This is a genomic window from Paenibacillus lignilyticus (assembly GCF_017942085.1).
In the GTDB taxonomy this organism is placed as follows: Bacteria; Bacillota; Bacilli; order Paenibacillales; family Paenibacillaceae; genus Paenibacillus_Z; species Paenibacillus_Z lignilyticus.
In genome coordinates this window covers 1-21,656 of the sequence record NZ_JAGKSP010000027.1, presented here as the reverse complement: position 1 = coordinate 21,656, position 21,656 = coordinate 1, and the positions used below count along the sequence as shown (strand labels likewise).

Genomic DNA, 21,656 nt, shown 5'->3' with positions numbered 1-21,656 from the left:
ATGCTGGTATTCGCTGTTTTCCTAGTGCTGTTCTCCGGACTTACACACGCCGTATGGAATTTGTTTGCCAAACGAAGCTTGAACAAGGCGGCTTTCTTATGGATCATCCTTATTCCAACGACAATCTTCCTGATTCCGCTCGTTATAAGCAAGCTGTTAAGCAAAGCGCTGCCGTGGCAGGCTTATGTGCTTATTCTCATCACGATGATCATACAAGGCTGCTACGCCTTTATGCTGACCAAAGCCTATGATCTTGGGGATTTGTCGCAGATGTATCCCATCATGAGGGGGACGTCAACACTGCTCGTGCCAACGATCGGCGTTGCTTTTCTTGGCGAATCGTTGTCTGTATGGGGTTGGTTTGGCATCCTCTGCATGATCGTCAGTTTCTTCATCATCAGTGATTGGTCGTTTCGAAGGAGCAAGAGGGCGCGGTCATCTAAGCCCATTCTCGTTGCGTTTGGAGTGGGGTTATGTACAACCTGCTATGTATTCGTGGACAAATTGACGCTCGACTATTTATCGCCGCCTGAACTGCTCTGTCTGGGCAATCTGGGTTTCCTGCTGGCATTGACACCAGCTGTGCTGCGTTCAGGAAAGTGGAAGGTCGAGCTAAAGGCGAATTGGAGAGTCATCCTTATGGGTGCCGTGCTTTCGCCGGGGTCGTACTTGTTATTCTTATTTGCGATGAATCTGGCGCCAATGGCTCACATTTCTCCGGTTCGAGAGATTGGGACGGTCTTCGCAACCTTACTGGGCATCATGGTGCTGAAAGAGCAGCAGGGGATGAAACGAATTGCATCATCCGCTACGATTGCGACCGCGATCGTGGTCATCAGCCTATTCGGTTAGGCTAAGGCGTGATCCAACGCAGGGGATGTTTGGCGAGCGCTTCGTTCCAATCTGACGGCGGCGCTTGGTTACATAGGATAAACGATATATCCTCCAGATCGCCAAGCTTATAGGGGAAACGATGCCCGAGTTTCGTATAATCCGCGGCTACAATGACCTCAGTAGCATGGGAGATCGCCTTGCGGGATACGGCGGACTTGCTGTCGTCCAAGCTGGTAAGACCGGCTTCGGCATGGATGCCATCAACGGAAATGAAGGCTTTATCGATATAATAATGGCCAAGAGCCGTTTCGGTCATGGAGCCTGCGCACCGGGCATGCAAAGCGCTGATTTCCCCGCCGAGAAACAAGATTCGGCCATCGAAGCGCCCTTGATTCTGCTGTTCCATCAATAGGGTAGCAGCGGGAAACGAATGGGTCAGCACCGTTAAGCCGGTTTGCGTCAAATGCGGAATGACGGTCAGCAGCGTCGTTCCTTCATCGAGAAAGATGACTTCACCATCACGAATGAGGCCGGCCGCTTGCCGGCCTATTTGATTTTTCTCCTCGCGCTTGAGCGTGATCCGCTCCAAATAAGGCGATTCCTCAAAGATGACGGAAGGCTTAACAGCTCCGCCGTAGACCTTCTTCAGCTTAGCTTGTCCTTCGAGTTCATCCAAATATCTGCGCACCGTTTCCTTCGACACGTCGAATAGCTGCACCAATTCAGATGAAGATACTTTACCGTTCAGCTCAAGCAGGTCCAGTATTTTCTGTTTGCGTTCTTCGCCGATTAAGGACACCTAAGTCGCCTCCAAGCATGTGCTCTACTAAGTGTCATTTTAGCAGAAAAATCGGCAGGACGTTCTCCTGTATTTCCAAATCCGACGCGATTCGTTAAAATAGTCGAAAAGGGGAGATGTAAGCGTGATGCAAACGACGACGGATACAATAAAAATCATGACTTTCAACACATGGCTGGGCGGCGAGGCCGTTCATGACGGCGTAAACAAAATTGCCCGGGCCGTAGAGCTGTCCGGTGCGGATATCGTAGGGTTTCAGGAAACGCCGGATCCCGGCAAAGCAGTGGCGGAGAAGCTGGGCTGGCATTATTACCAGAACCAAGAAGGCCGGGCAAACTGCAGCGTTATTAGTAAATATCCCATCATCGAAGCCGTCCATGTCGATGGCATGAGCGCGGTTCTTACTCACATTCAGCTGCCCTCCGGACAAGTCATTCTCGTTGCCGATGCCCATTTATATTATGATCCTTACGGACCGTACTGGGCTTTGTTTGATCATAAACCGGTAGACGAGATTGTGGCCATGGAGCAAGAGGCCCGCGGTAGAGAGCTGGCGCTGGTTCTGCGTGACCTTGCCCCTCATCTGGCATCGGACATGCCGTTGTTCCTCATGGGCGATTTCAACGCGCCTTCCCATCTCGATTGGGGCGATGATACGAAGTCGCTGCATGACGGGTATGTCGTACGATGGCCGGTAAGCGCGATGGCGGAAGAGGCGGGACTTCTGGATTCCTACCGCATCGTGCACCCCGATCCGGCAGCGATGCCCGGCCTTACATGGTCGACGGTCCATACGCCGGAACATCCTTGGGGCGATAACCCGTTTGAGCCGCAGGACCGCATTGATTTTATATACTATCATGGTTCCCGCGTGACGGCTGTGAACTCCGAAGTGTTTGTCGTTGGCGAGCCGAAGGGGTTCGGCAGTCATGAGGATAATGAATGGCCGTCCGATCATGCGGCGGTTGTGTCGACCTTCCAAATCGCAACGGCGTAAGATGATAAAAGGGAATCGTTCGGATTCCGAGTGGAGTGCATAGGGAATGGGAACGCCTTATTCGGCTATTCTAACGTTGATGGTTACGGCCGGCGTCATTAATGTCATTATGGGGATTTACATCTTAACGAATCGTGCGAAGCAGTCGATGTCGAAGACCTTTGTCGCGCACTGCTTGCTGTCTGCCGTTTATATATTCGGCTCTGCGCTGGAGCTGTCTGCCGGATCACTGGAAGAGATCACCTTCTGGATTAAGGTTGAATACATCGGGATGCCGTTTCTTCCTCCCATCAATCTTCTGCTCATTATGTATTTTCTCGGCATGGAACGTTATTTGAAGCCCGCCTTGCGCGCGGGATTGTTCATCATGCCGCTTGTGACCGTTGCGCTCGTGATGTCGAACGAAATGCATCATCTGTATTATCGGGCCATCACGATTCGGCCGGAATTAGGTTTCTTGAAGGTCGATCTGAACGCGGGACCTTGGTACATCATCCAAGGCGCATATACGTTTGGCTGCATGTTCGGCGGTGTAGCGCTGCTGCTGCTGTATTGGGGCCGCATGAAGTCGGCTTACAGGCTTCAGCACATTACGATGCTGGTGGGGCTGCTGCTGCCGCTTGCGGGCGATTTTGCTTACCTCGGTAATTTGACGCCGCAGGGGATCGACCCCATTCCGGTTATTATGGCCGGCACTTCTGCGCTGTATATGTGGGCACTCGCTTCGCGCGGATTGATGAACGTGGCGCCGATTGCGCGGGATAATCTGTTCGAGAGCATGAGCGATGGCGTACTCGTGCTGGATATGAACAATCGGCTGGTCGATTACAACCCGGCCGCTGCGCAGGTGATGCCGCAGTTATCGACGTATTCGCTTGGGCGGTCGATCGAGCCATTATGGCGCCAGCATACGGACAGTACCCTCATTGAGGAAACGGACTCGCAGAGCACGCAAGAAACGTTGTGGGAGAAGGATGGCCAGTCCTACTACTACGATATTCGGGCATCCGTCGTCAGGAAGAAGGGCGGTCAGGAAACGGGCAAGCTGATTGTGCTCATCGATGTTTCCGAACGCGTGCGGCTGCAGCAGCGACTGCATGAGCTTGCTTTTCACGATGGCCTTACGGGGATTTACAATCGGACGCATTTCTTGCAGCTGAGCGAGAAGCTGCTGGCGGAATCGTTGTTGAACGGAGAGCCGCTTGCGCTGCTGTTATTCGATATCGACCACTTTAAACGGATTAATGACACTTATGGACATGATGTCGGAGACCGTGCACTCCTTCACGTAGTCGGTGTATGCCGCAACGTGCTGCGCGCGGAAGATGTCCTTGCTCGTTATGGCGGGGAGGAATTCGTGATGATGATGCCGGGCTTATCGCTTGAGGAAGCGGAAGCCGAGGCGCACCGGATTCGGAATGCGCTTGTCAGTCAGCCCATGGCGTTATCGGCATCTCCGAATGGATTCATAGCGGTAACGGCGAGTTTCGGCGTTGCTGTGGCGAGCGGTGAAGCCGCGACGGACGACTGGCATGATATGAAGCAGCTGCTGAAGGCTGCGGATCGTGCCTTGTATGAGGCCAAGCATGCGGGGCGGAATACGGTGCGCGTTGCGAACCGGACTGTCTTGGTGTAGAGAGCATGTAGAGCAGAGAGAGCCGCCGTATAGGTGGCTTTTTTGCTGTTCTTATTTTCACAGATCGTTGCGAATTCCTGTGATTGTAATCACATCGACTGCGTGAGGCCGTCTTGTATACTTGGATTATTCCAAGTGACGAAAGCGAGGAACTGACCATGCTAAGCAAACAAACGATCGATATTATTAAATCAACCGTTCCGGTATTAGAGGTTCATGGCACGACCATTACGAAACGATTCTATCAGCTGCTGTTTACCGCTCATCCCGAGCTGCTTCATATGTTCAATCATGCGAATCAAACCAAGGGCAGGCAGCAGACTGCGCTGGCCAATGCGGTTTATGCGGCTGCGCTTCACATCGATAAGCTGGAGATGATTCTGCCGGCTGTGAAGCAAATCGCCCATAAACATCGCAGCCTTGGCGTCAAAGCAGAGCATTATCCCATTGTCGGCCAAATGCTGCTGACCGCGATCAAGGATGTGCTGGGTGATGCGGCAACGGAGGAGATTTTAGGCGCCTGGGCGGAAGCCTATGGAATTATCGCGAATGTCTTTATCGAGACGGAAGCCGAAATGTACAAACAGGCTGAGCAGCAAAATGGCGGTTGGGCGGACTATCGGGCATTTCGCGTGGAGAGGAAGGTGCGGGAGAGCGATGTCATTACATCCTTCTATCTGGTACCGGAGGATGGAGGAGCACTTCCTGCTTTCGAGCCGGGGCAGTATGTGAGCGTTAAAGTGCACATTCCCGGGGAGACTTACACGCATATTCGTCAGTACAGCTTATCCGGCGGTCCGGGTAAACCGTATTATCGCATTTCGGTCAAACGCGAAGACGAATTTCCGAACAGACCCGGTGGGAAGGTATCGAGATACTTGCATGAGCAGATCAACCAAGCGGACGTACTGTGGCTGTCGGCACCTGCAGGCCATTTCACGTTAGATCGCATGGATACAAGGCCGGTTGTCTTGATTAGCGGCGGCGTCGGTTTGACGCCTCTAGTGAGTATGCTATCCACCTTGACCGAAAGCCATTCGGATCGTCCGGTTACGTTCATCCATGCCGCGCAAAATGCCTCTGTGCATGCCTTGCGATCCGAAGTCGAGGAGCTGGCATCACGCGCATCGCAGGTATCGTTGTACTGGTGTTACGACAAGCCGACCGAAGATGACCGTGCCGCGCAAGCTTTTCATAAAGAAGGTTATATCGACCTGCCATGGCTACAAGACGTCGTACCGACGAAGGATGCGAGCTTCTACTTCTGCGGTCCGGAGCCGTTTATGAGAATGGTATTTGGCCTCTTGAAGGAGTGGGGTGTCGCTTCGGAGGATATTCATTATGAATTCTTCGGACCGAGCGGCAGCTTGGAAGCTGCACCGGAAACGACGGCGCAGCCGCAGGAAACAGCTTCTGCACAAGGGTAGTGGCGACTACTTGATGGTTTCTCCTTCCGATTGGCTGCGCAGCAGCCGGTTAATGGTTTCCCGGCGCAGCCCGAGAAACTGCCCGATCTCATCCTGCGTCAGCACATCGGATAAGGAGTGGGGGGAGATGTAAGCCTGAAACCAAGCCTGCAGCTTACGCAGCTTCTCTGCCGGCGCAACCTCGGTGAGTTGGTCAATTCGCTGCTGCATCATGCGCAGCTTGTCCTGCAGCTTAAGGGCGATGTCGCGGCATTGCCCCGGATTTTGTTCAAGCTCGGCGTACCAGGCTTCGGCGGGCAAACAATCGATTTCACAAGTGACGAGCGCAATCGCAGTGCCGTAATAAGGATTAGGGCTGATTAAGGAATGATGCGGAATGATTTCGTCCGGCACGATAATATTGACCAAGATCTGCGAGCCATCCTGATGGACGCGAACAATTTTGAGCAAACCGCTCTTCAGGTGGTAGAGGGGACCGGATTCGCCCTGACGGAATAAGGTTTCGCCTTTGTGTATAATCATCATTACCTCAGTGAATGCCGGTGTTTGCCGGCATTTTTTTATTTTAGTATAACCGATCTAATGCGGACCTGACTTCATGGGCGTAAGCAAGTACAAGGATTAATCGGAGGCGGCTTGCAGCATAGCCCGCATTCATGTGGCAACAAAAAAACTCGTACCCTCACGTTTCGACTCTCTATACTTGAAGTAATTTGCTGAAAAGGGGCGTCACTGATGAAACAGAACAAATACGATGATCCGGACTTCTTCGCCCAATACAATCAAATGCCTCGCTCCATCGGTGGGCTTGAAGCGGCCGGGGAGTGGCCGGCACTGCGGGCTCTTATGCCTGACCTGCAAGGGAAACGGGTGCTGGACCTTGGCTGCGGCTTCGGATGGCATTGCCGGTATGCTCGCGAGATGCGGGCAAGCTCCGTAATCGGCGTGGATCTGTCCGAGATGATGCTTGCGCGCGCCAAGGCGTTCGAGCATGATCCGGGGATTGAGTATCTTCAGCTTGCGATTGAGGATATCGCGTTCGCAGCGGAGCAGTTCGATGTCGTCATCAGCTCGCTTGCTCTGCATTACGTCGAACGTTTCGATATCGTCTGCCGCAAAATCCACGAGTACCTTGCGCCGGGAGGCAGCTTTATTCTTTCGGTGGAGCATCCGGTGTTCACGGCACGCGCTGCGCAGGATTGGCATTACGGTCCCGCAGGGGAGCGGATGCACTGGCCGGTTGATGATTACCAGCAGGAAGGCATGCGGCAAACGAGGTTTCTGGACAATGACGTCGTGAAGTACCACCGCACGGTTGCGACGATCATCAACCAGCTGATCGAGACCGGCTTCACCATCAGGCAGCTGTCGGAGCCGCAGCCGACGCCGGAAGCGATCGCTGCCTATCCGGACATGCGGGATGAGACCCGCCGTCCGATATTCCTGCTGATTGCCGCCGAGAAGTAGTGTTCGGTTGCCTGCGATTGCATGCATATAAAGAAGCTGTCCCAGAAGAGTGTCTTGTGACTCTAATGGGACAGCTTTTTTGCGGAGGGAGTCAACTATCCGTCCAGAACGCCGGTCATGCGCAGCGGGCCGCGGCGCATGATACGAGAGATGATTAAGGCCATTTCGTGCGGGGTATGAACCATACCGGTTTCCAGCCAGTGCTGCATGACGCCAAAGTTGGCGGAGATAATATAGGCCGTGAGAAAATCGCGCGGCACGAGCAGCTTATGATCCTCTGGCTGCAGCAGCATCAGCTTGTTATAGAGATGCTTAAGCATGAGTTCTTTGTACCTGAGATTAAACGAGGGATCACCCTTCGGGCCCATCATGACTCTGAAGAAATCGCCGTTCTCCCGCAAGAAACGGAATACATCGACCATAAACGGATACGCCTCATCGCGCTCCACATATTGGAGCAGCAGCTCCGGGTTGGCGTGCTGAATCCGTTCTTCGAAGCCTCTCCAGATCTCCGATTTGCACTGCTCCAGCAGATCGAACTTATCGTGGTAGTGCAAGTAGAAGGTTCCCCGATTGAGCCCGGCCTTAAGCGTCAAATCCCGCACGGTAATCGATTCGAAGCCTTTCTCTTCAATAAGCTCAATCAGTGCGCTGCGCAGCATATCTTTGGTCCGCTCGATGCGGGGATCGGTTTTCGGAGACATCGTACAAGCAGCCCCTTTCTGCAATAAAATGGTTGTTTTAGATGAATTTTCGCTCCAAATGAACAGCATCGTTGGCATGTGTTCAATAAGCGACAGAAACGTCGGATGTTGATTATTGAGTTCTCACTTCAAATCATTATAATAAACACGGTGACCATTATTCAACACGATGTCCATTATAAAGGAGTGGCAAATTTGCATACAAATTTACTGAAGCAGAAATTAGTATGGATCGGCGCGGTAGCTGTGCTGGCTGTGCTTATGGTATTTGGGGTGGCGATGATCGGGCCGGCTGCGGGGGCGGCTCCGAAGGAGCTTCCGGTTGCGCTGGTCGTCTTGGATCAGCCGGTTGATCAGCCGGACGGCAACAAGTTGGCCGTCGGCGAGACGTTAAAGGAGAAGATGACCCAGCAGACACAGCTGCCGATTAAGTGGGAGATCGTGGGCTCGAAGGAGGAGGCGCTGGCAGGAATCGATGAGCAGAAATACTACGGCGCGCTCATCCTGCCGGCGGATCTTAGCGCCGGATTGCTCTCGCTGCAAACCGCCGCGCCGCAGCCCGCACAGCTGCAGATCTATGTCAGCGAAGGGAAGAACGCTCAGGTAGCGGGCACAGTGAACATGCTGCTGCAGGTAGCGATGGATAAAGTCGGCATTCAGCTGTCGACACAACTGTTGGCAGAGATCGGGAAACACACCGATGCCATCCCGGTAACAGCAGCCGGTGCACTTATTGAGCCGTTCACGGTCAGCTCGCAGATTGTGCATCCCGTAGGCGCTAACAATGCCAGCGGCAACGCGCCGCTGCTGCTGACCCAGATGATGTGGCTCAGCTGCTTGGCAGTCAGCATAACGCTGTTCTTAGCGTCGCAGCAAGCGGTGAAAGCCGGCGGCGGACATATGCGTATCGTTCTGACGAAGCTTGTAACGGGCCTCGTTATCGTCACGGGGGCAACGGCTTTTCTCGTATGGATGTCGGGCTCCTGGTATGGCATGGAGCTTTCGGACCGGACGCAGCTATGGTTATTCCTATTATTAGCCGGATCGGCATTCTTCCTGTTCCAAACGACATTGCTGCGTTGGATTGGCATGCCGGCGGTTCCGCTCATGGTGCTGTTATTCTTCTTCTCGATGCCGGTTATCAATATGGCGCCTGAGATGCTGCCGGCCGTTGCGAAGGATTGGCTGTACAGCTGGACGCCGCTGCGCTTTGTTGCAACCGGTCTGCGATCGGTCATGTACTTCGACGGTACAAACATGAACGGCACCTATCAGGTGCTTGGCTGGCTGTCCGGCATTTGCATGGTGGTGGCGGCCGCATCTGTACTCAAACCCAAGAAGGCAGCGCCGACGTTGGATAGCTCTATGTAAGTAAGGTTCCCCATTAAAGCGACTAAATCGGATTCCAGCTGCTCCGGTTTGGTCGCTTTTTTTTGGCGCAAGTTATAATCAATACGGAAATACGGAAATCCATTGACTCTGTGGTGCACCACACGGTTTATGCTGGGAGAGGGGGAGATACATGTACAAGATCAGCGCGTTCTCGAAAATGACCGGGCTTAGCAAGGAAACGCTGCGTTATTACGCGGAAGTGAAGCTGCTGGAGCCTGTGTATATTGATCCCTCGAACAATTATCGGTACTACGACGACGGCAGTTATTTTATAGCGGTGCTGCTTACCAAATTAAGACGGTTCGGCTGTACGATTCAGGAGATGAGCGCGGTCATGAACGATGAGTCCTTTGCCCATCTGGAAGGGTTGCTGGAACAGAAGCGGGACAAGATACAGTCGCAAATAAGGGATCTTCTGCTGCAAGTAGAGGAGATTGACGAATTTCTGGCATCGGGAAGGGAGTAACGGACAACTATGCTGACATGGAAAGAAGAAACGACGATTCATGCGCCAATCGAGAAGGTATGGGAGCTATTCGCGGATCGGAATATCAAACGGATTATGCCGAAGGTTGAGGAGCATACGCTCATCGAGAAGTGCGAGAGGGAAGCGGGAGCCAAGCATCGTCAGAAATATCGGGAGGGTAAGCGCGTCGAAACGTATATCGTCGACACCCTGGCGTACGAGGACCAGCCCCATTCCAAGCGAAAAACGATCCGCTTCGTATTAGGCAAAGCTTTTGAAATTACGCTCACATTCACATTAGTACGGGTTGACGATGCCCGCACAACCTTCATCTATGAAGGGGAGAACAAAGGAGTCAACTTTGTCGGACGAGCTATGCTTAAGCTTGGCAGCCAGAAGGCGAATTTGAAAGTCGTGCGTGAGTTTATGGCGCTCGTGGAGCAAGAAGCGAGGAAATAAGAACCGCCCACTTGCTGCGCGCGCGGGGCTGTAAGGTCGGTTGCCATTTCAGACGCACTGTGACAAAATAAACGGACAATCACAAGATGAATGGAGCTTCTAACTTTGTCTACTTTACCTAATTGTCCGCAATGCAACTCCGAATACACGTACGAGGACGGAAGTCAGTTCGTCTGCCCGGAATGCGCGCATGAGTGGAATACCGCATCGGAAGCCGGGCAAGCGGAAGATGCAGGCCGGATGATCAAAGACGCCAATGGCAACGTTCTAAACGACGGTGATTCCGTATCGGTCATCAAGGATTTGAAGGTGAAAGGGACTTCTCTTGTCGTTAAGATGGGCACGAAGGTGAAGAATATCCGGTTAATGGATGGCGATCACGATATCGACTGCAAAATCGACGGGTTCGGCGCGATGAAGCTAAAATCCGAATTTGTGAAGAAAATTTAGCCCGGCTACAAATGATAAGGCGCCTGCTCATTACGAGCAGGCGCTTTTTTGTTAGGTCTTCAGGCGAGCGAGCGGCAATTGCAGACGGGCAGGCACATCTGCTCCAAAGTCAGCGAACTCAAGGCAAATCGGATACGAGTACAGCCGGAAGCTAACGCACTCCGGAGCATCCGATTCGAACGGAATACCTTCGGCAGCCAGCCGCGTTTTGACCCCTTCAAGAAAATCGATGCTGCTCACGCCGAAGCTTATGCTTATTGCGGGCGGCAGTGCAGCCATCGCGATGGGAATCCATTTTCGCGCTTTGGATACAAGGATCGCATGGGCTGTTCCCCCAATGGCAAACGTGAAATTATCGAATACTTTATCAAGCCCAAAGTCCATCAGCCGCACGAGCTGTTCCCGAAACGGAATGACGGCGTCGGCCTCCACCGGCATGCCAACTTCCCGCAGATAGAGGAGGCTCATATTTCCGATCGGCGGAAGGATGCCTTCCTGTACATAGGAGTGGCAAATGATTTCGAGCAAGTTGCCGTCGCCATCGCGGAAGTAGACGTTCCTTCCTCGCGAATCGAACTCATCCACGATGCGGCCGTCCGGCCACTTGAGGAGCGTTACATTCTGGTTGCGCAGCCAGCCTACTGCGGCATCGAAGCCGGAAGCCGCCACTTCGAAAGCGATATGCGCCGGAGCGTTGGGCTCTAACCCTTCCGTGAAGCAGAGCGTAATCGAAGGTAGCGGCTGAAAGTGGATTTCGGTGTCCGACTCATGGGAAATGGGAAAAGCAAGCTGTTCGTGGTAAAACTGCTTCACGCCTGGAATCGAGAAGGTGTGCAGCTGCAAACGAGAGAAATGGGTCACCATAACTATTCGCCTCCCTTTATACACTTATAATACATTTATGTATGTAAAATTGGCAATCCTTAACATAAAAAAAGCGGCGCAGAGGGCTGGAACCCTCTGCGCCGCTATGATTAAGCCGCTGCCGCAGCAGGCTGCGTGCGACGAGCTTGTTTACGAATTAAGAAGGTGAACGGCAGCGCAGCCACCGCAATATACGTTGCAACCATGAAGACGTCATTCACGCTCATTGTAAAACCAAACAGCGGGATGAGATTCGCGGTTTCCGTACCGGCAGTCGTCAGCTCCGTCACGTGCGTGATCGTATGCGAAGCGAGCAGTGAAGTGAATAGCGCGATGGCGAAGGAACCGCCTACGTTACGAATCCAGTTCGTCACCGAGGAAGCATGCCCAACCATCTGCGGTTGAATTTCTTCCATGCCCGCCGTACTTGTTGCGGCCGCGGCGAATGATACGCCGAGGTTACGCACCGCCATCCAGAAAATGATGTACAGATGCGAGGTATCATTGTGCATATGCGTCATTTCATAGCTGCCCCATATGATGAGCACGAGTCCGCCGACCGTTAACCATTTGGCACCGAAACGCGGATAGATTTTACCCGCAAGCGGCATGGAGAGCGCCATGATCAGGGAGGATGGAAGCAGGATCAAGCCCGTGTCCATCGGCGTAATTTGCTGAACGTTCTGCAAGAAGAGCGGAACGAGCAGCGTGCCGGAATAAAGGCTGATCGTAATGATCGTATTGGCCAGCAGCGTGATGGAGAAACGATAATTGCCGAATACCCGCAGGTCAAGCAGCGGATTGTCTGTGCGCAGCTCGCGCCAGATGAACAAGATAAGCATGATGGCCCCGAATGCGAAGAGCCCCACTGTCTTGCCTGAATCCCAGCCCCATTGGCGCCCTTGGCTTAGTGCAACCAGAAGCGACACGCTGCTGAGGACGACCGTTGCCAGCCCGATTTTGTCCAAGCCGGTGGACTTGCCGATGCGATAGTTCGGAATCATCGCGACAATAAACACGATGGCAATCAATCCGATGGGCACATTGATGAAGAAGAGCCAGCGCCAGCTGAACTGCTGGATGAGCCAGCCGCTGATCGTCGGTCCGAATGCCGGCGCAAGCATCGCCGAAAGTCCCCAGATACTAACGGCGAAAGGCTGCCGCTCTTTCGGAATGACTTGGAAGATGATCGTCATCGTTGCAGGCAAGACCAAACCCGTAAAGATACCTTGAATGATGCGGAAGGTAATCAGCGAGCCGATCCCCCAAGAGAAGCCGCACAGCAAGGAGAATAGGACGAACCCGACCATGGCATACAAGTACACGTTCTTGTAGCCGAATCGATTCCCCAGATAACCGGTCAGCGGAGCGACGGTACCAAGCGAAAGCATAAAGCCGGTCAGCGTCCACTGTACCGTACTCAAGCTTGCATGAAAGTCTTGCATAAAAATCGACAGCGCGACGTTAATCGTGCTGATACCCAGAATACTGAGAAAGGCGCCAAAGAAGACCGCAATCATAATGGGCCAGAACCGAACATTCGGTACAGCGGAATGATCCATGAGTAAACTCAACTCCTATCGTAATAACGGCCGTTGGCCTATTGTAGAGTTGATCATACTGCAATACTCATACAAAGTAAACTACTTTTATCTATTTTAGTTTACTTTGTATATTAAGTTTATTTTAATGTCAGGTTTGTGTATACTAGGAAGGAAGAAAGTGAGTGTGAGCGCTTTATGGAACCGACAGGCGAAACGCAAAGCTGCCGATACACCGATGAATCCACGAAGGATAAATACGTAACCAAGCTGCTGCATCCCATTAAATCGAACGGGTTTCAGGGACTTCGTATGGATGACATCGCGAAAGCCATGGATTTGTCCAAAGCAACGTTATACAAGTATTTCAATTCTCGCGACGAGATTATTGAACGATTAACGGCACTCTTTATCAAATATATTGTTTGCGCTGAAGCGAAGCTTGCCGAAGGCGACAGTAAGGCTTACATTGACGGCTTTCAGTCCGCGTTCGCGCAGTCGCTGCTTATTGCCAACTATAGTACGGAAGTGTTCTTCAACGATTTGCGCGAGGTATATCCGCAGTTGATGGCTTCTCTGAATGTGGCCATTAGCGAGCGTAATGAGAGGCTGCGCAAGTTCTATGAACGCGGCATGAAAGAGGGCTACATGCAGGAGCTCAATGCGACGCTGCTTATCCTGCAAGACGAGCTGATGTTCCGGAATTTGCTGGACCCGCATTGCCTGATGAAGCAGAATTTGACGCTGCGAAACGCGATAAGCGATTATTATCAACTCAAGAAGCTGCAGCTATTCAAGCCCGACGTGTACGTGCAGATCGATGATTCGTCGATGGTGGAACGAATCGAACATCTGGTACGCAAAGTCACCTACGGCGCAGCCTGATAGGACACAAAGAAGCCTGCGGAGCAGTAGTCTCCGCAGGCTTCTTTTGTTAATCAATATTGTTCGCGATCAAGCCCGCGCTGCTGAGCGGCAGTCCGGCATGGTAGAGATGTCCGACATCTCCGATGCCGTAGCAGCGCGGAGCTGCCCAGCCGTGGTCGTACTCTTCCATGACCACGGTAGTGACGGAGCTTGGCGCAATCCAGAAGCCGGACCAGACCATTGGCAACGGCAGCTCGAGCAGATGGGACAGCCAGGCCAGGCCGAAGCCAAGGTGGCAGAAGATCGCGATCGTATCTCGGTTCGATTGCTCAATCTTATAGCGCCCGCCTTCGCGGCGGTAGCCGTTCTCCAAGAAGAAGCGATCCGAGTTATCCTTAATCTCTTGGAATCGTTCTGCGAAGGAAGGGTCATTGTAGGGCGCCCGCTCATGCCAATCGTCGCTGGAAGGGAACGGCCGATGCTCGCGGACCCACGTGTGATCGGCATTCCATGCGACTATGGGATGGCCGTCTCGATTCGCCATTTGCCAGCCGCCCAGCTCCTCGAGCCACGGCAGGACGGTCGCCTGCATCCCGATTTTATCCGCGGTATACTGCATCGTATGAAGGGCTCGTCCCAGCGGCGAGCTGTAGATGCGGTCAATCTTGGTGCCGGACAGCCGTTCCGCGAGCGCTTGTGCTTCAAGATGACCGGGCGATGTGATGGTGTTATTCGGGTAATCAGGCTCTGCATGACGAATAATATAGATTTTCATCGCGTACCTCCGGATCCCATGCCTTTATTTCTTCAGCATATGGAACACTTGCTCCACATCTTTGTCGCCGCGTCCGGACAAGTTCACGATAATAATTTGGTCCTTGCTCATGGTTGGGGCGAGCTTCTTCGCATACGCGATCGCGTGCGCGCTCTCGAGCGCCGGGATAATGCCTTCTGTACGAGACAGCTCTTGGAAGGCAGCTAATACTTCTTCGTTGCTGACGGTTACGTATTCAGCTCGCTCCGTTACCTTCAAATGGCTGTGCTCCGGACCGATCCCCGGGTAATCGAGACCCGCGGCAATCGAATACGTCTTCTTCGGATTGCCTTCCTCATCAAGCAGCACCAGACACTTGAATCCGTGGATGATGCTCGGCACGCCTTCGGTCAAGGTTGGCGCTTGGTCAGGCTCCACGCCGATAAGCCTTACGGAAGGCTCGTCCAAGTAGTGGGCGAAAGCGCCGATCGCATTACTGCCTCCACCGACACAAGCCAGCACCGCATCGGGAAGCCGGCCTTCTTTCTCCAGGATTTGCCGCTTCGACTCTTCACTGATGACGGATTGGAAATGCTTCACCATCGTCGGGAAAGGATGCGGACCCACTGCGGAGCCGAGCAGATAGAATGTATTTTTGTAGTTTTGGATGAGATCGTTCAGCGCTTCGTCTACGGCATCCTTCAACCGGCCTTGTCCTTTATGAACCGGAACGACGGTTGCGCCAAGCAGCTCCATGCGGAATACATTGAGCGATTGGCGACGCGTATCCTCCGCTCCCATATAAATGACGCAGTCCATGTTGAACATGGCACATGCCGTTGCGGTTGCCACGCCATGCTGGCCGGCGCCCGTCTCGGCAATGATTCGTTTGGCACCCATCCGTTTGGCGAGCAGAATTTGGCCAACCACATTGTTGATTTTGTGGGCGCCGGTATGGTTCAGGTCTTCGCGCTTCAAGTAAATCTTGGGACCGCCCCATGCTTCAGACAGCTGTTTGGCGAAGGTAAGCGGATTTTCACGGCCGACGTACTCTTTCAAATAATAGCGCAATTCCTCATTGAACTCGGGATCATCTTTGTAGGCATAGAACTGCGCGCTCAAATAATCAAGTACCTCTTGCAATTCAGGCGGTACAAAGCTGCCTCCGAACTCACCAAAGTATCCTTCTTGCACGTGCGTATCACTCATCTTGAAAGCGCCTCCAATACGGAATGTAGGATATGAAGCGAATTTCTTTTATCCTATCATACTATGTGAGATTGTCATTGAAAATATGGGTAACCGGAAGAAAAACGAGAGAGCGAATAAAGACGGGGATTTTCTGCAAATGGAAGTGTATAGTAAGGAATATGGAAGTGTACTGCAGCTGCGGGCATTCGCGTGTCGTGTGGCAAGGCAAATAAGGAAGGTGTGTACCTGTGAATATTACCGTTCATCAGCAAGGAAACTCGAAAGTCGCGATCATTGAAAGCTCGGATATCCTCATCGAAGACGTGCAGAGTGCGCTGGATTTAATGGCAACCGTTCGTTATAACGAGGACTGCGACAAAATACTAGTAAGCAAATCCAATGTAACGGAAGCTTTCTTCGACCTCAAAACCCGCATTGCCGGGGACATTCTGCAGAAATTTACGAATTACCAGCTGAAGCTGGCGATCGTCGGGGACTACGAAGGCTACGACAGCAAGAGCTTGAAGGACTTCATCTACGAGAGCAATCACGGCAAGCAGGTGTTTTTCCTAAAGGATCAGCAGGCTGCGCTGGATGCGCTCCATGGTGTTTGAGTAGCCATTCAAGAGGAGTACGCGGACAAGAAGAGAATAAGTAAAGTATCTTTCTAATTCTTTTCGGAGGTGGCTTATGAAAGCATTATTCATCGGGGGAACAGGCATCATCAGTTCCGCGATCACGAGGCAGTTATCGGAAACTGACGGATGTGAGCTGTATCTGTTGAACCGAGGCAATCGCAACGAGAGTTTGCCCGCTAATGTAAAGGTGCTTCAAGCGGATATTAACGATGAAAGTCAAGTAGCCAAGCTGATTGAAGACTTGAGCTTCGATGTCGTGGCAGACTTTATTGCGTTTCGTCCGGAGCAGCTCGAGCGGGATTACCGGTTGTTTCATGGAAAAACCAAGCAGTTCATCTTCATCAGCTCCGCTTCAGCCTATCAGAAGCCGCTGTCGGATTACCGTGTCACGGAGAGCACGCCGCTTGCCAATCCTTATTGGGAGTACTCCCGCAATAAGATCGCGTGCGAAGAATATTTGATCAAGCAATACCGGGAACAAGGTTTCCCGATTACGATTGTGCGGCCCAGCCACACGTATGATGAGCGTTCCATTCCGCTTGGCGTACATGGCAGCAAGGGGAGTTGGCAGGTTGCCCGGCGGATGCTGGCGAACAAACCGGTTATTATACACGGCGACGGCACTTCCTTGTGGACGATGACGCATAATCGCGATTTTGCCAAAGGGTTCATCGGCTTAATGGGCAACATTCACGCAATCGGTGAAGCCGTTCAAATTACATCCGACGAAACGGTGACCTGGAACCAAATTTACGCGGCCATCGCGGATGCGCTGGGCGTTAAACTTCAAGCGGTTCATGTGTCATCGGAGTTCTTGGCGGCATGCAGCAAAGAGGATTATACGGGCGGTTTGATCGGGGATAAAGCCAATTCCGTCGTGTTCGATAATGCGAAGCTCAAACGGCTTGTTCCCGATTTTGTCGCTTCAACTCGCTTCGATCAAGGGGTTAAACAGACCGTGGCCCACGTACTCGCTCATCCGGAATGCCAAACGGAAGATCCCGAATTCGATATTTGGTGCGATAAGGTGATCGATGCGCTGCAAGGGGCAATCGCGTCCGTTAAAGGCCGGTAGCCGATTAGAAAAATAAAGCCGCTTCTCCTCCTCAGCTGTGAGGGCGAAGCGGCTTTTTGGTGCTGCTTACAGTGCTTCCCGCAAGTATCTGCCTGTGAACGATTGGCGTACCTGTGCGACTTGTTCGGGCGTACCTTCCGCCATCACGGTACCGCCAAGCTCGCCGCCTTCGGGACCGATATCGACGATCCAGTCGGATTCGCGAATCAGCTCCATATTGTGCTCGACGACGATAACCGTATTGCCCGCATCGACCAGTTTGTCGAGCAGCACGGTCAGCTGTCTGACGTCGGCCGGATGCAGACCGGTTGTCGGCTCATCGAGCAGATATAACGTGTGTTTCTTCGTGCGTTTGCCGAGCTCCTTGGCAAGTCGCAGCCGCTGGCCTTCGCCGCCGGATAACGTCCGCACCGATTGGCCCCAGTGCAGATAGCCGAGGCCGACTTCGCAGAGCAGGCCGATGGTGTCGGCCATCTTCGCCGCGCCTTCGAAGACGGCGAGACTTTCTTGAACGGTCAGATCCAGCAAATCCGAGATGGAGTACCCTTCATAGGTAACGCGCAGCACTTCTTCTTGGAAGCGGCGGCCCTTGCAAGCCGGGCAGCGAACCTCGATGTCCGGCAGGAAGTGCATATCCACGGTAATGACACCAAGCCCTTGGCAATTCTCGCAGCGTCCGCCCGGGGTGTTAAAGGAGAAGTGCTTCGGCGTCAGCTTCAGCTTCTTCGCTTCCGGCAACCCTGCGTATAAATTGCGCATCGCCGTAAACATATCGGTGTAAGTCGCCACATTAGAGCGCTGCATCCGTCCTACAGGGGACTGATCTACGGTTATCCAGTTGCCGACTTCCTCGGTGCCTTCGATGCCGCCGCAGCCTTCCGGCTGCAAGTTATCGTTTGCCCCTTCGGCCAGCAAGTCGAAGAGCAAGGTGGATTTGCCTGACCCGGACACGCCGGTTACCGCTACAAGGCAGCCAAGCGGGAACGAGACGGTCACGTTCTTCAAATTGCGGGCATGTGCATTGCGCACGGTGAGCTTGCGACCATTGCCTGGACGGCGACTTTTGCGGGTAAGCTTGTAATGCGCTTCGTCGCGCAGGTAAGCCCCGGTCACCGACTCCTCGGCGGCCATTAGATCGTCCAGCGATCCCTCGCCCACGACACGCCCGCCGGTGCTGCCGGCGCCCGGACCCATGTCGATGACATGATCGGCCGCTCGCATCATCTCCACATCATGCTCGATGACAAGCACCGTGTTGCCGAGATCCCGAAGCTGCTTCAGCACTTGAATGAGGCCATCCGTATCCCGCGGATGCAAGCCGGCGGTCGGCTCATCGAGAATGTAGAGGACGCCTGTCAGTCCCGAACCGAGCAGGGATGCGAGCCGAAGCCGCTGTGCCTCACCGCCGGACAGCGTGATGGATTGCCGATTGAGCGACAGATAGCCGAGTCCGACATCCAGAATCCGTTTCAAACGGGAGGGGATTTCGTCGGATACGATCGTCTCCAGCATTTCGAGACTGTCAGGGGACAGTTCATTATGGAGGCGACCTACCCAGTCATATACATGACCAAGCGGCCAATCGGATATTTCGTGAATGGCCGCGCCGCCTACTTTCACGGAGCGGGCAAGTTCATTCAGCTTCGCACCGTGGCAGTCCGGGCATAGCTGTTGATGGAACAAGGAGGCGGTGTTCATGCTGCCCTCCGCATCCGGCCCTTTCTCTTTGAAGCGCCGCCATATGCCGGTAAGAATGCCCTCGAATTTGCCGCTGTTCACTTTCTTCGGGGGTTTGGTATCCGGATAATGGCGCATAAACTGCTCGCTCTCCACACCATAATAGAGCAGATCGCGCTGAACTTCGTTGTAGTCCTTGAGCGGAAGGTCCGGGTCGAAGTGGAAGCCGTAATATTCGCCCGCTGCCTTCAAGATGACGGTATAATAGTCGATCATCATCTCGAATAGGGACGGAACGCCGCCGCCTCGCAGGCTTTTCTCTTGATCGAACACAGCTTCCATTCGCAGGGTGGAGACCATGCCAAGGCCTGAGCAGCTTGCACATGCGCCTTGCGGCTGGTTGAACGAGAAATGCGACATGGTCAGCCGTTCAACAGCGGTATGGCATTTTGGACAATTCACCCATTCTTGGCGGTCGTCTTCTTCAGCAGCTCCTATATGGGCAGTGGTCGCGGGCCCGGGAGGGATGCTTTCGCCGCAGGAAGGACAAGCACGGTGCCCGGCCCGGGAGAAAATCGCCCGCAAATAAGTGTAAATGTCCGTAACGGTTCCTACTGTTGAGCGTGGATTGCGGTTCGTGACATGCTGTCCGACGCTGATTGAAGGGGACAGGCCAATAATGGCGCCGACCTTTGGTTTATTGATGGAGTCGGAGACCATGCCCATCGATTCCATGTATTGACGTTGGCATTCTCGCTGCAGCGTATCCATTGCAAGCGTTGATTTACCGGAGCCGGATGGCCCTGTCAGCACAACAAGCCTGTACTTCGGAATGCGAAGGGATACATGTTTTAAATTGTTCTCATGCGCATCCTTAATTTCGATCCAATCGTTCACCGATATTTTCCTCCCTAATGAAGAACTAACCTTATTATATAACATTTGTGCAAATGCTAAGGTTGTTGGAGTTTCGTATCGATGGTAGCAAGAGTATTAAGTGCAAACTTTGTCAGTATACATTAATCTTCAGTTAGAGGCTTTGTACATAGAAATAAGGCACTCCGCAGAGGAGGGCCTCAAGAGAAACCTACTAACTTGACGTGTCTTCCGCTCGATAGACAATCCCCTGCCAGAGCGGAGGGGCTGTGTTCTAACGGTTGCCACAGTGCTTATTTGGTCTTTTCTGGCTTTGAATTTTCTCTAACGGTTATCTTGGAGCTTATTTGCCCATTTTCGGGCGGAAACCATGCTTAAATCGTGAAATAGCCTCTCTGGCAACCGTTAGACTTCGGGGAGCGAGTTTCTCGACAGACAGAAGGCCCTCCATGAAGGAGGGCCTTTGAATAGATGACTATTAGTTTCATGTCTGTATTAGACGAGGGAGATTCCGGCGCTTGCATAACCGGCAATAACTGTTGCAACATCTGCGCCGGCAGTAACCGTTGCGGTGAACACCATTAATAGACGGGTACCTGCTGCTACGGGAATGCTGAGTCCTGTCGTAATTCCGCTGCTGGTATCACCAATGCCCAGTGTTCCGGTGAGAGCAGGGGCTAATGTTACAACTGCTCCAGGAACCGCAATGAAGGCATTATTAGGCGTGGTAGATTGGAACAACCGGGCTGTTATGGTTACAGTAGAACCTACTAGAGTTAATGCTGCTGTAGTACTGAAGTATGCAGCCATGGATGTCAGGGTTGCTGCGCGCGGAACCGAGAATGCTTCGTTTAGTAAGATACCGGCTCCCCCGGTAAGATCGATGGTTCCGCCTGTAATGGTGATATTCGATGCATTGGTTCCAAAGCCAATCACACTTGAAGTGTTGAGAAGCCCGAGAAGTACTGTTGTTAAAGTGGAAGGCAACCCTGAAGCAAATGGAATGATAGCACCGCTTCCGGGAGCGCCGGTGTCTCCGGTAGCACCAGTAGCCCCTGTAGCGCCAACGCCAGTCGCGCCAGTAGCTCCGGCAGTCCCAGGCGTACCAGGGTCACCGGTTGCGCCAGTAGCGCCAGTAGCACCAGTCGCGCCGGCAGCTCCAGGCGTACCAGGATCACCGGTAGCACCAGTGGCTCCAGTCGCACCGGTTGCGCCAGCGGCGCCAGGTGTACCAGGGTCACCGGTCGCGCCAGTGGCTCCAGTCGCACCAGTAGCTCCAGCGGCGCCAGGCGTACCAGGGTCACCGGTCGCACCAGTCGCGCCGGTAGCTCCAGCGGCGCCAGGCGTACCAGGGTCACCGGTCGCACCAGTCGCACCGGTAGCTCCAGCGGCGCCAGGCGTACCAGGGTCACCGGTGGCAGCAGGCGCACGGGAAGCAGCGGGGGGGGCGGGGGTACGGGGCAGAGCGGAGGCACGGGTGGCGGCGGCAGGGCCGGGGGCGGGGGGCGGAGCAGGGCGGGCGGGGGGGGGGGGGGGGGCGGG

General features: G+C 53.4%; 21 protein-coding genes. 12 read left to right on the top strand and 9 right to left on the bottom strand.

Annotation, left to right across the window (positions count from 1 at the left end; translation table 11 throughout):
* A complete protein-coding gene (locus I8J30_RS30185) occupies positions 1-852 on the top strand; it encodes a DMT family transporter (RefSeq protein WP_210664129.1) in 852 nt (283 codons plus the stop codon).
* A gap of 1 nt (position 853) precedes the next feature.
* On the opposite strand, the gene I8J30_RS30180 is transcribed toward I8J30_RS30185, so the two are convergent.
* Entirely contained in the window at positions 854-1,633 is a 780-nt protein-coding gene (locus I8J30_RS30180; protein WP_210664128.1) for a DeoR/GlpR family DNA-binding transcription regulator, read from the bottom strand.
* 127 nt (positions 1,634-1,760) lie between these two features.
* Between I8J30_RS30180 and I8J30_RS30175 the strand changes: the two genes are divergently transcribed.
* From I8J30_RS30175 to hmpA, 3 genes are all read left to right on the top strand, one after another.
* Entirely contained in the window at positions 1,761-2,630 is an 870-nt protein-coding gene (locus tag I8J30_RS30175) for an endonuclease/exonuclease/phosphatase family protein (protein WP_240548491.1), read from the top strand.
* A gap of 46 nt (positions 2,631-2,676) precedes the next feature.
* Positions 2,677-4,266 (top strand): histidine kinase N-terminal 7TM domain-containing diguanylate cyclase, encoded by a 1,590-nt coding sequence (locus I8J30_RS30170; RefSeq protein WP_210664126.1) that lies wholly within the window; start codon positions 2,677-2,679, stop codon positions 4,264-4,266.
* A 158-nt stretch (positions 4,267-4,424) separates the two neighbouring features.
* On the top strand, positions 4,425-5,693 hold the full coding sequence (gene hmpA, locus I8J30_RS30165) for an NO-inducible flavohemoprotein (RefSeq protein WP_210664141.1): 1,269 nt from the start codon (positions 4,425-4,427) through the stop codon (positions 5,691-5,693).
* A gap of 6 nt (positions 5,694-5,699) precedes the next feature.
* On the opposite strand, the gene I8J30_RS30160 is transcribed toward hmpA, so the two are convergent.
* The gene (locus I8J30_RS30160; RefSeq protein WP_210664140.1) at positions 5,700-6,215 is read right to left on the bottom strand and encodes a Crp/Fnr family transcriptional regulator; all 516 of its coding nucleotides are present in this window, start codon (positions 6,213-6,215) and stop codon (positions 5,700-5,702) included.
* A gap of 213 nt (positions 6,216-6,428) precedes the next feature.
* Between I8J30_RS30160 and I8J30_RS30155 the strand changes: the two genes are divergently transcribed.
* The gene (locus I8J30_RS30155; RefSeq protein WP_210664125.1) at positions 6,429-7,160 is read left to right on the top strand and encodes a class I SAM-dependent methyltransferase; all 732 of its coding nucleotides are present in this window, start codon (positions 6,429-6,431) and stop codon (positions 7,158-7,160) included.
* Between the two features lie 95 nt (positions 7,161-7,255).
* On the opposite strand, the gene I8J30_RS30150 is transcribed toward I8J30_RS30155, so the two are convergent.
* Positions 7,256-7,864, bottom strand: coding sequence for a TetR/AcrR family transcriptional regulator (locus I8J30_RS30150; RefSeq protein ID WP_210664124.1), 609 nt, complete (start codon positions 7,862-7,864; stop codon positions 7,256-7,258).
* A gap of 195 nt (positions 7,865-8,059) precedes the next feature.
* On the opposite strand from I8J30_RS30150, the gene I8J30_RS30145 reads away from it, so the two are divergent.
* The 4 genes from I8J30_RS30145 to I8J30_RS30130 all read left to right on the top strand — a co-directional run bounded on the left by I8J30_RS30145 (position 8,060) and on the right by I8J30_RS30130 (position 10,631).
* Positions 8,060-9,235, top strand: a complete 1,176-nt coding sequence (locus tag I8J30_RS30145; RefSeq protein ID WP_240548489.1) for a YhgE/Pip domain-containing protein — start codon at positions 8,060-8,062, stop codon at positions 9,233-9,235.
* 151 nt (positions 9,236-9,386) lie between these two features.
* Positions 9,387-9,722 (top strand): MerR family transcriptional regulator, encoded by a 336-nt coding sequence (locus I8J30_RS30140; protein ID WP_210664122.1) that lies wholly within the window; start codon positions 9,387-9,389, stop codon positions 9,720-9,722.
* A gap of 9 nt (positions 9,723-9,731) precedes the next feature.
* Complete coding sequence (locus I8J30_RS30135; RefSeq protein WP_210664121.1) at positions 9,732-10,181, top strand: SRPBCC family protein; 450 nt, start codon at positions 9,732-9,734, stop codon at positions 10,179-10,181.
* 105 nt (positions 10,182-10,286) lie between these two features.
* Positions 10,287-10,631: a zinc ribbon domain-containing protein YjdM gene (locus I8J30_RS30130; protein ID WP_210664120.1), complete on the top strand. Its 345-nt coding sequence runs from the start codon at positions 10,287-10,289 to the stop codon at positions 10,629-10,631.
* Positions 10,632-10,682: 51 nt separating this feature from the next.
* Here I8J30_RS30130 and I8J30_RS30125 read toward each other — a convergent pair whose 3' ends face one another.
* A complete protein-coding gene (locus I8J30_RS30125; RefSeq protein ID WP_210664119.1) occupies positions 10,683-11,495 on the bottom strand; it encodes a VOC family protein in 813 nt (270 codons plus the stop codon).
* A 110-nt stretch (positions 11,496-11,605) separates the two neighbouring features.
* On the bottom strand, positions 11,606-13,057 hold the full coding sequence (locus I8J30_RS30120; RefSeq protein ID WP_210664118.1) for a DHA2 family efflux MFS transporter permease subunit: 1,452 nt from the start codon (positions 13,055-13,057) through the stop codon (positions 11,606-11,608).
* Positions 13,058-13,234: 177 nt separating this feature from the next.
* On the opposite strand from I8J30_RS30120, the gene I8J30_RS30115 reads away from it, so the two are divergent.
* Positions 13,235-13,921: a TetR/AcrR family transcriptional regulator gene (locus I8J30_RS30115; RefSeq protein WP_210664117.1), complete on the top strand. Its 687-nt coding sequence runs from the start codon at positions 13,235-13,237 to the stop codon at positions 13,919-13,921.
* A gap of 49 nt (positions 13,922-13,970) precedes the next feature.
* Here the strand turns inward: I8J30_RS30115 and I8J30_RS30110 are convergent, their stop codons facing one another.
* Both I8J30_RS30110 and trpB read right to left on the bottom strand, forming a co-directional pair.
* Complete coding sequence (locus I8J30_RS30110) at positions 13,971-14,678, bottom strand: histidine phosphatase family protein (protein WP_210664116.1); 708 nt, start codon at positions 14,676-14,678, stop codon at positions 13,971-13,973.
* Positions 14,679-14,702: 24 nt separating this feature from the next.
* Positions 14,703-15,866 carry a tryptophan synthase subunit beta gene (gene trpB / locus I8J30_RS30105; RefSeq protein WP_210664115.1) on the bottom strand — a complete coding sequence of 388 codons (1,164 nt, stop codon included), beginning with the start codon at positions 15,864-15,866 and terminating at the stop codon, positions 14,703-14,705.
* Between the two features lie 230 nt (positions 15,867-16,096).
* Here trpB and I8J30_RS30100 point away from each other — a divergent pair, with 230 nt between their 5' ends.
* Together I8J30_RS30100 and I8J30_RS30095 are read left to right on the top strand one after the other, a co-directional pair.
* Positions 16,097-16,462, top strand: coding sequence for a DUF4180 domain-containing protein (locus I8J30_RS30100; protein WP_210664114.1), 366 nt, complete (start codon positions 16,097-16,099; stop codon positions 16,460-16,462).
* A gap of 76 nt (positions 16,463-16,538) precedes the next feature.
* Positions 16,539-17,561, top strand: coding sequence for an SDR family oxidoreductase (locus I8J30_RS30095; protein WP_210664113.1), 1,023 nt, complete (start codon positions 16,539-16,541; stop codon positions 17,559-17,561).
* A gap of 66 nt (positions 17,562-17,627) precedes the next feature.
* Here the strand turns inward: I8J30_RS30095 and uvrA are convergent, their stop codons facing one another.
* Together uvrA and I8J30_RS30085 are read right to left on the bottom strand one after the other, a co-directional pair.
* Entirely contained in the window at positions 17,628-20,135 is a 2,508-nt protein-coding gene (gene uvrA, locus I8J30_RS30090; protein WP_210664112.1) for an excinuclease ABC subunit UvrA, read from the bottom strand.
* 474 nt (positions 20,136-20,609) lie between these two features.
* Positions 20,610-21,656, bottom strand: a 1,047-nt coding sequence (locus I8J30_RS30085; RefSeq protein ID WP_276316197.1) for an exosporium glycoprotein BclB-related protein, incomplete at its 5' end; no start/stop codon positions are given.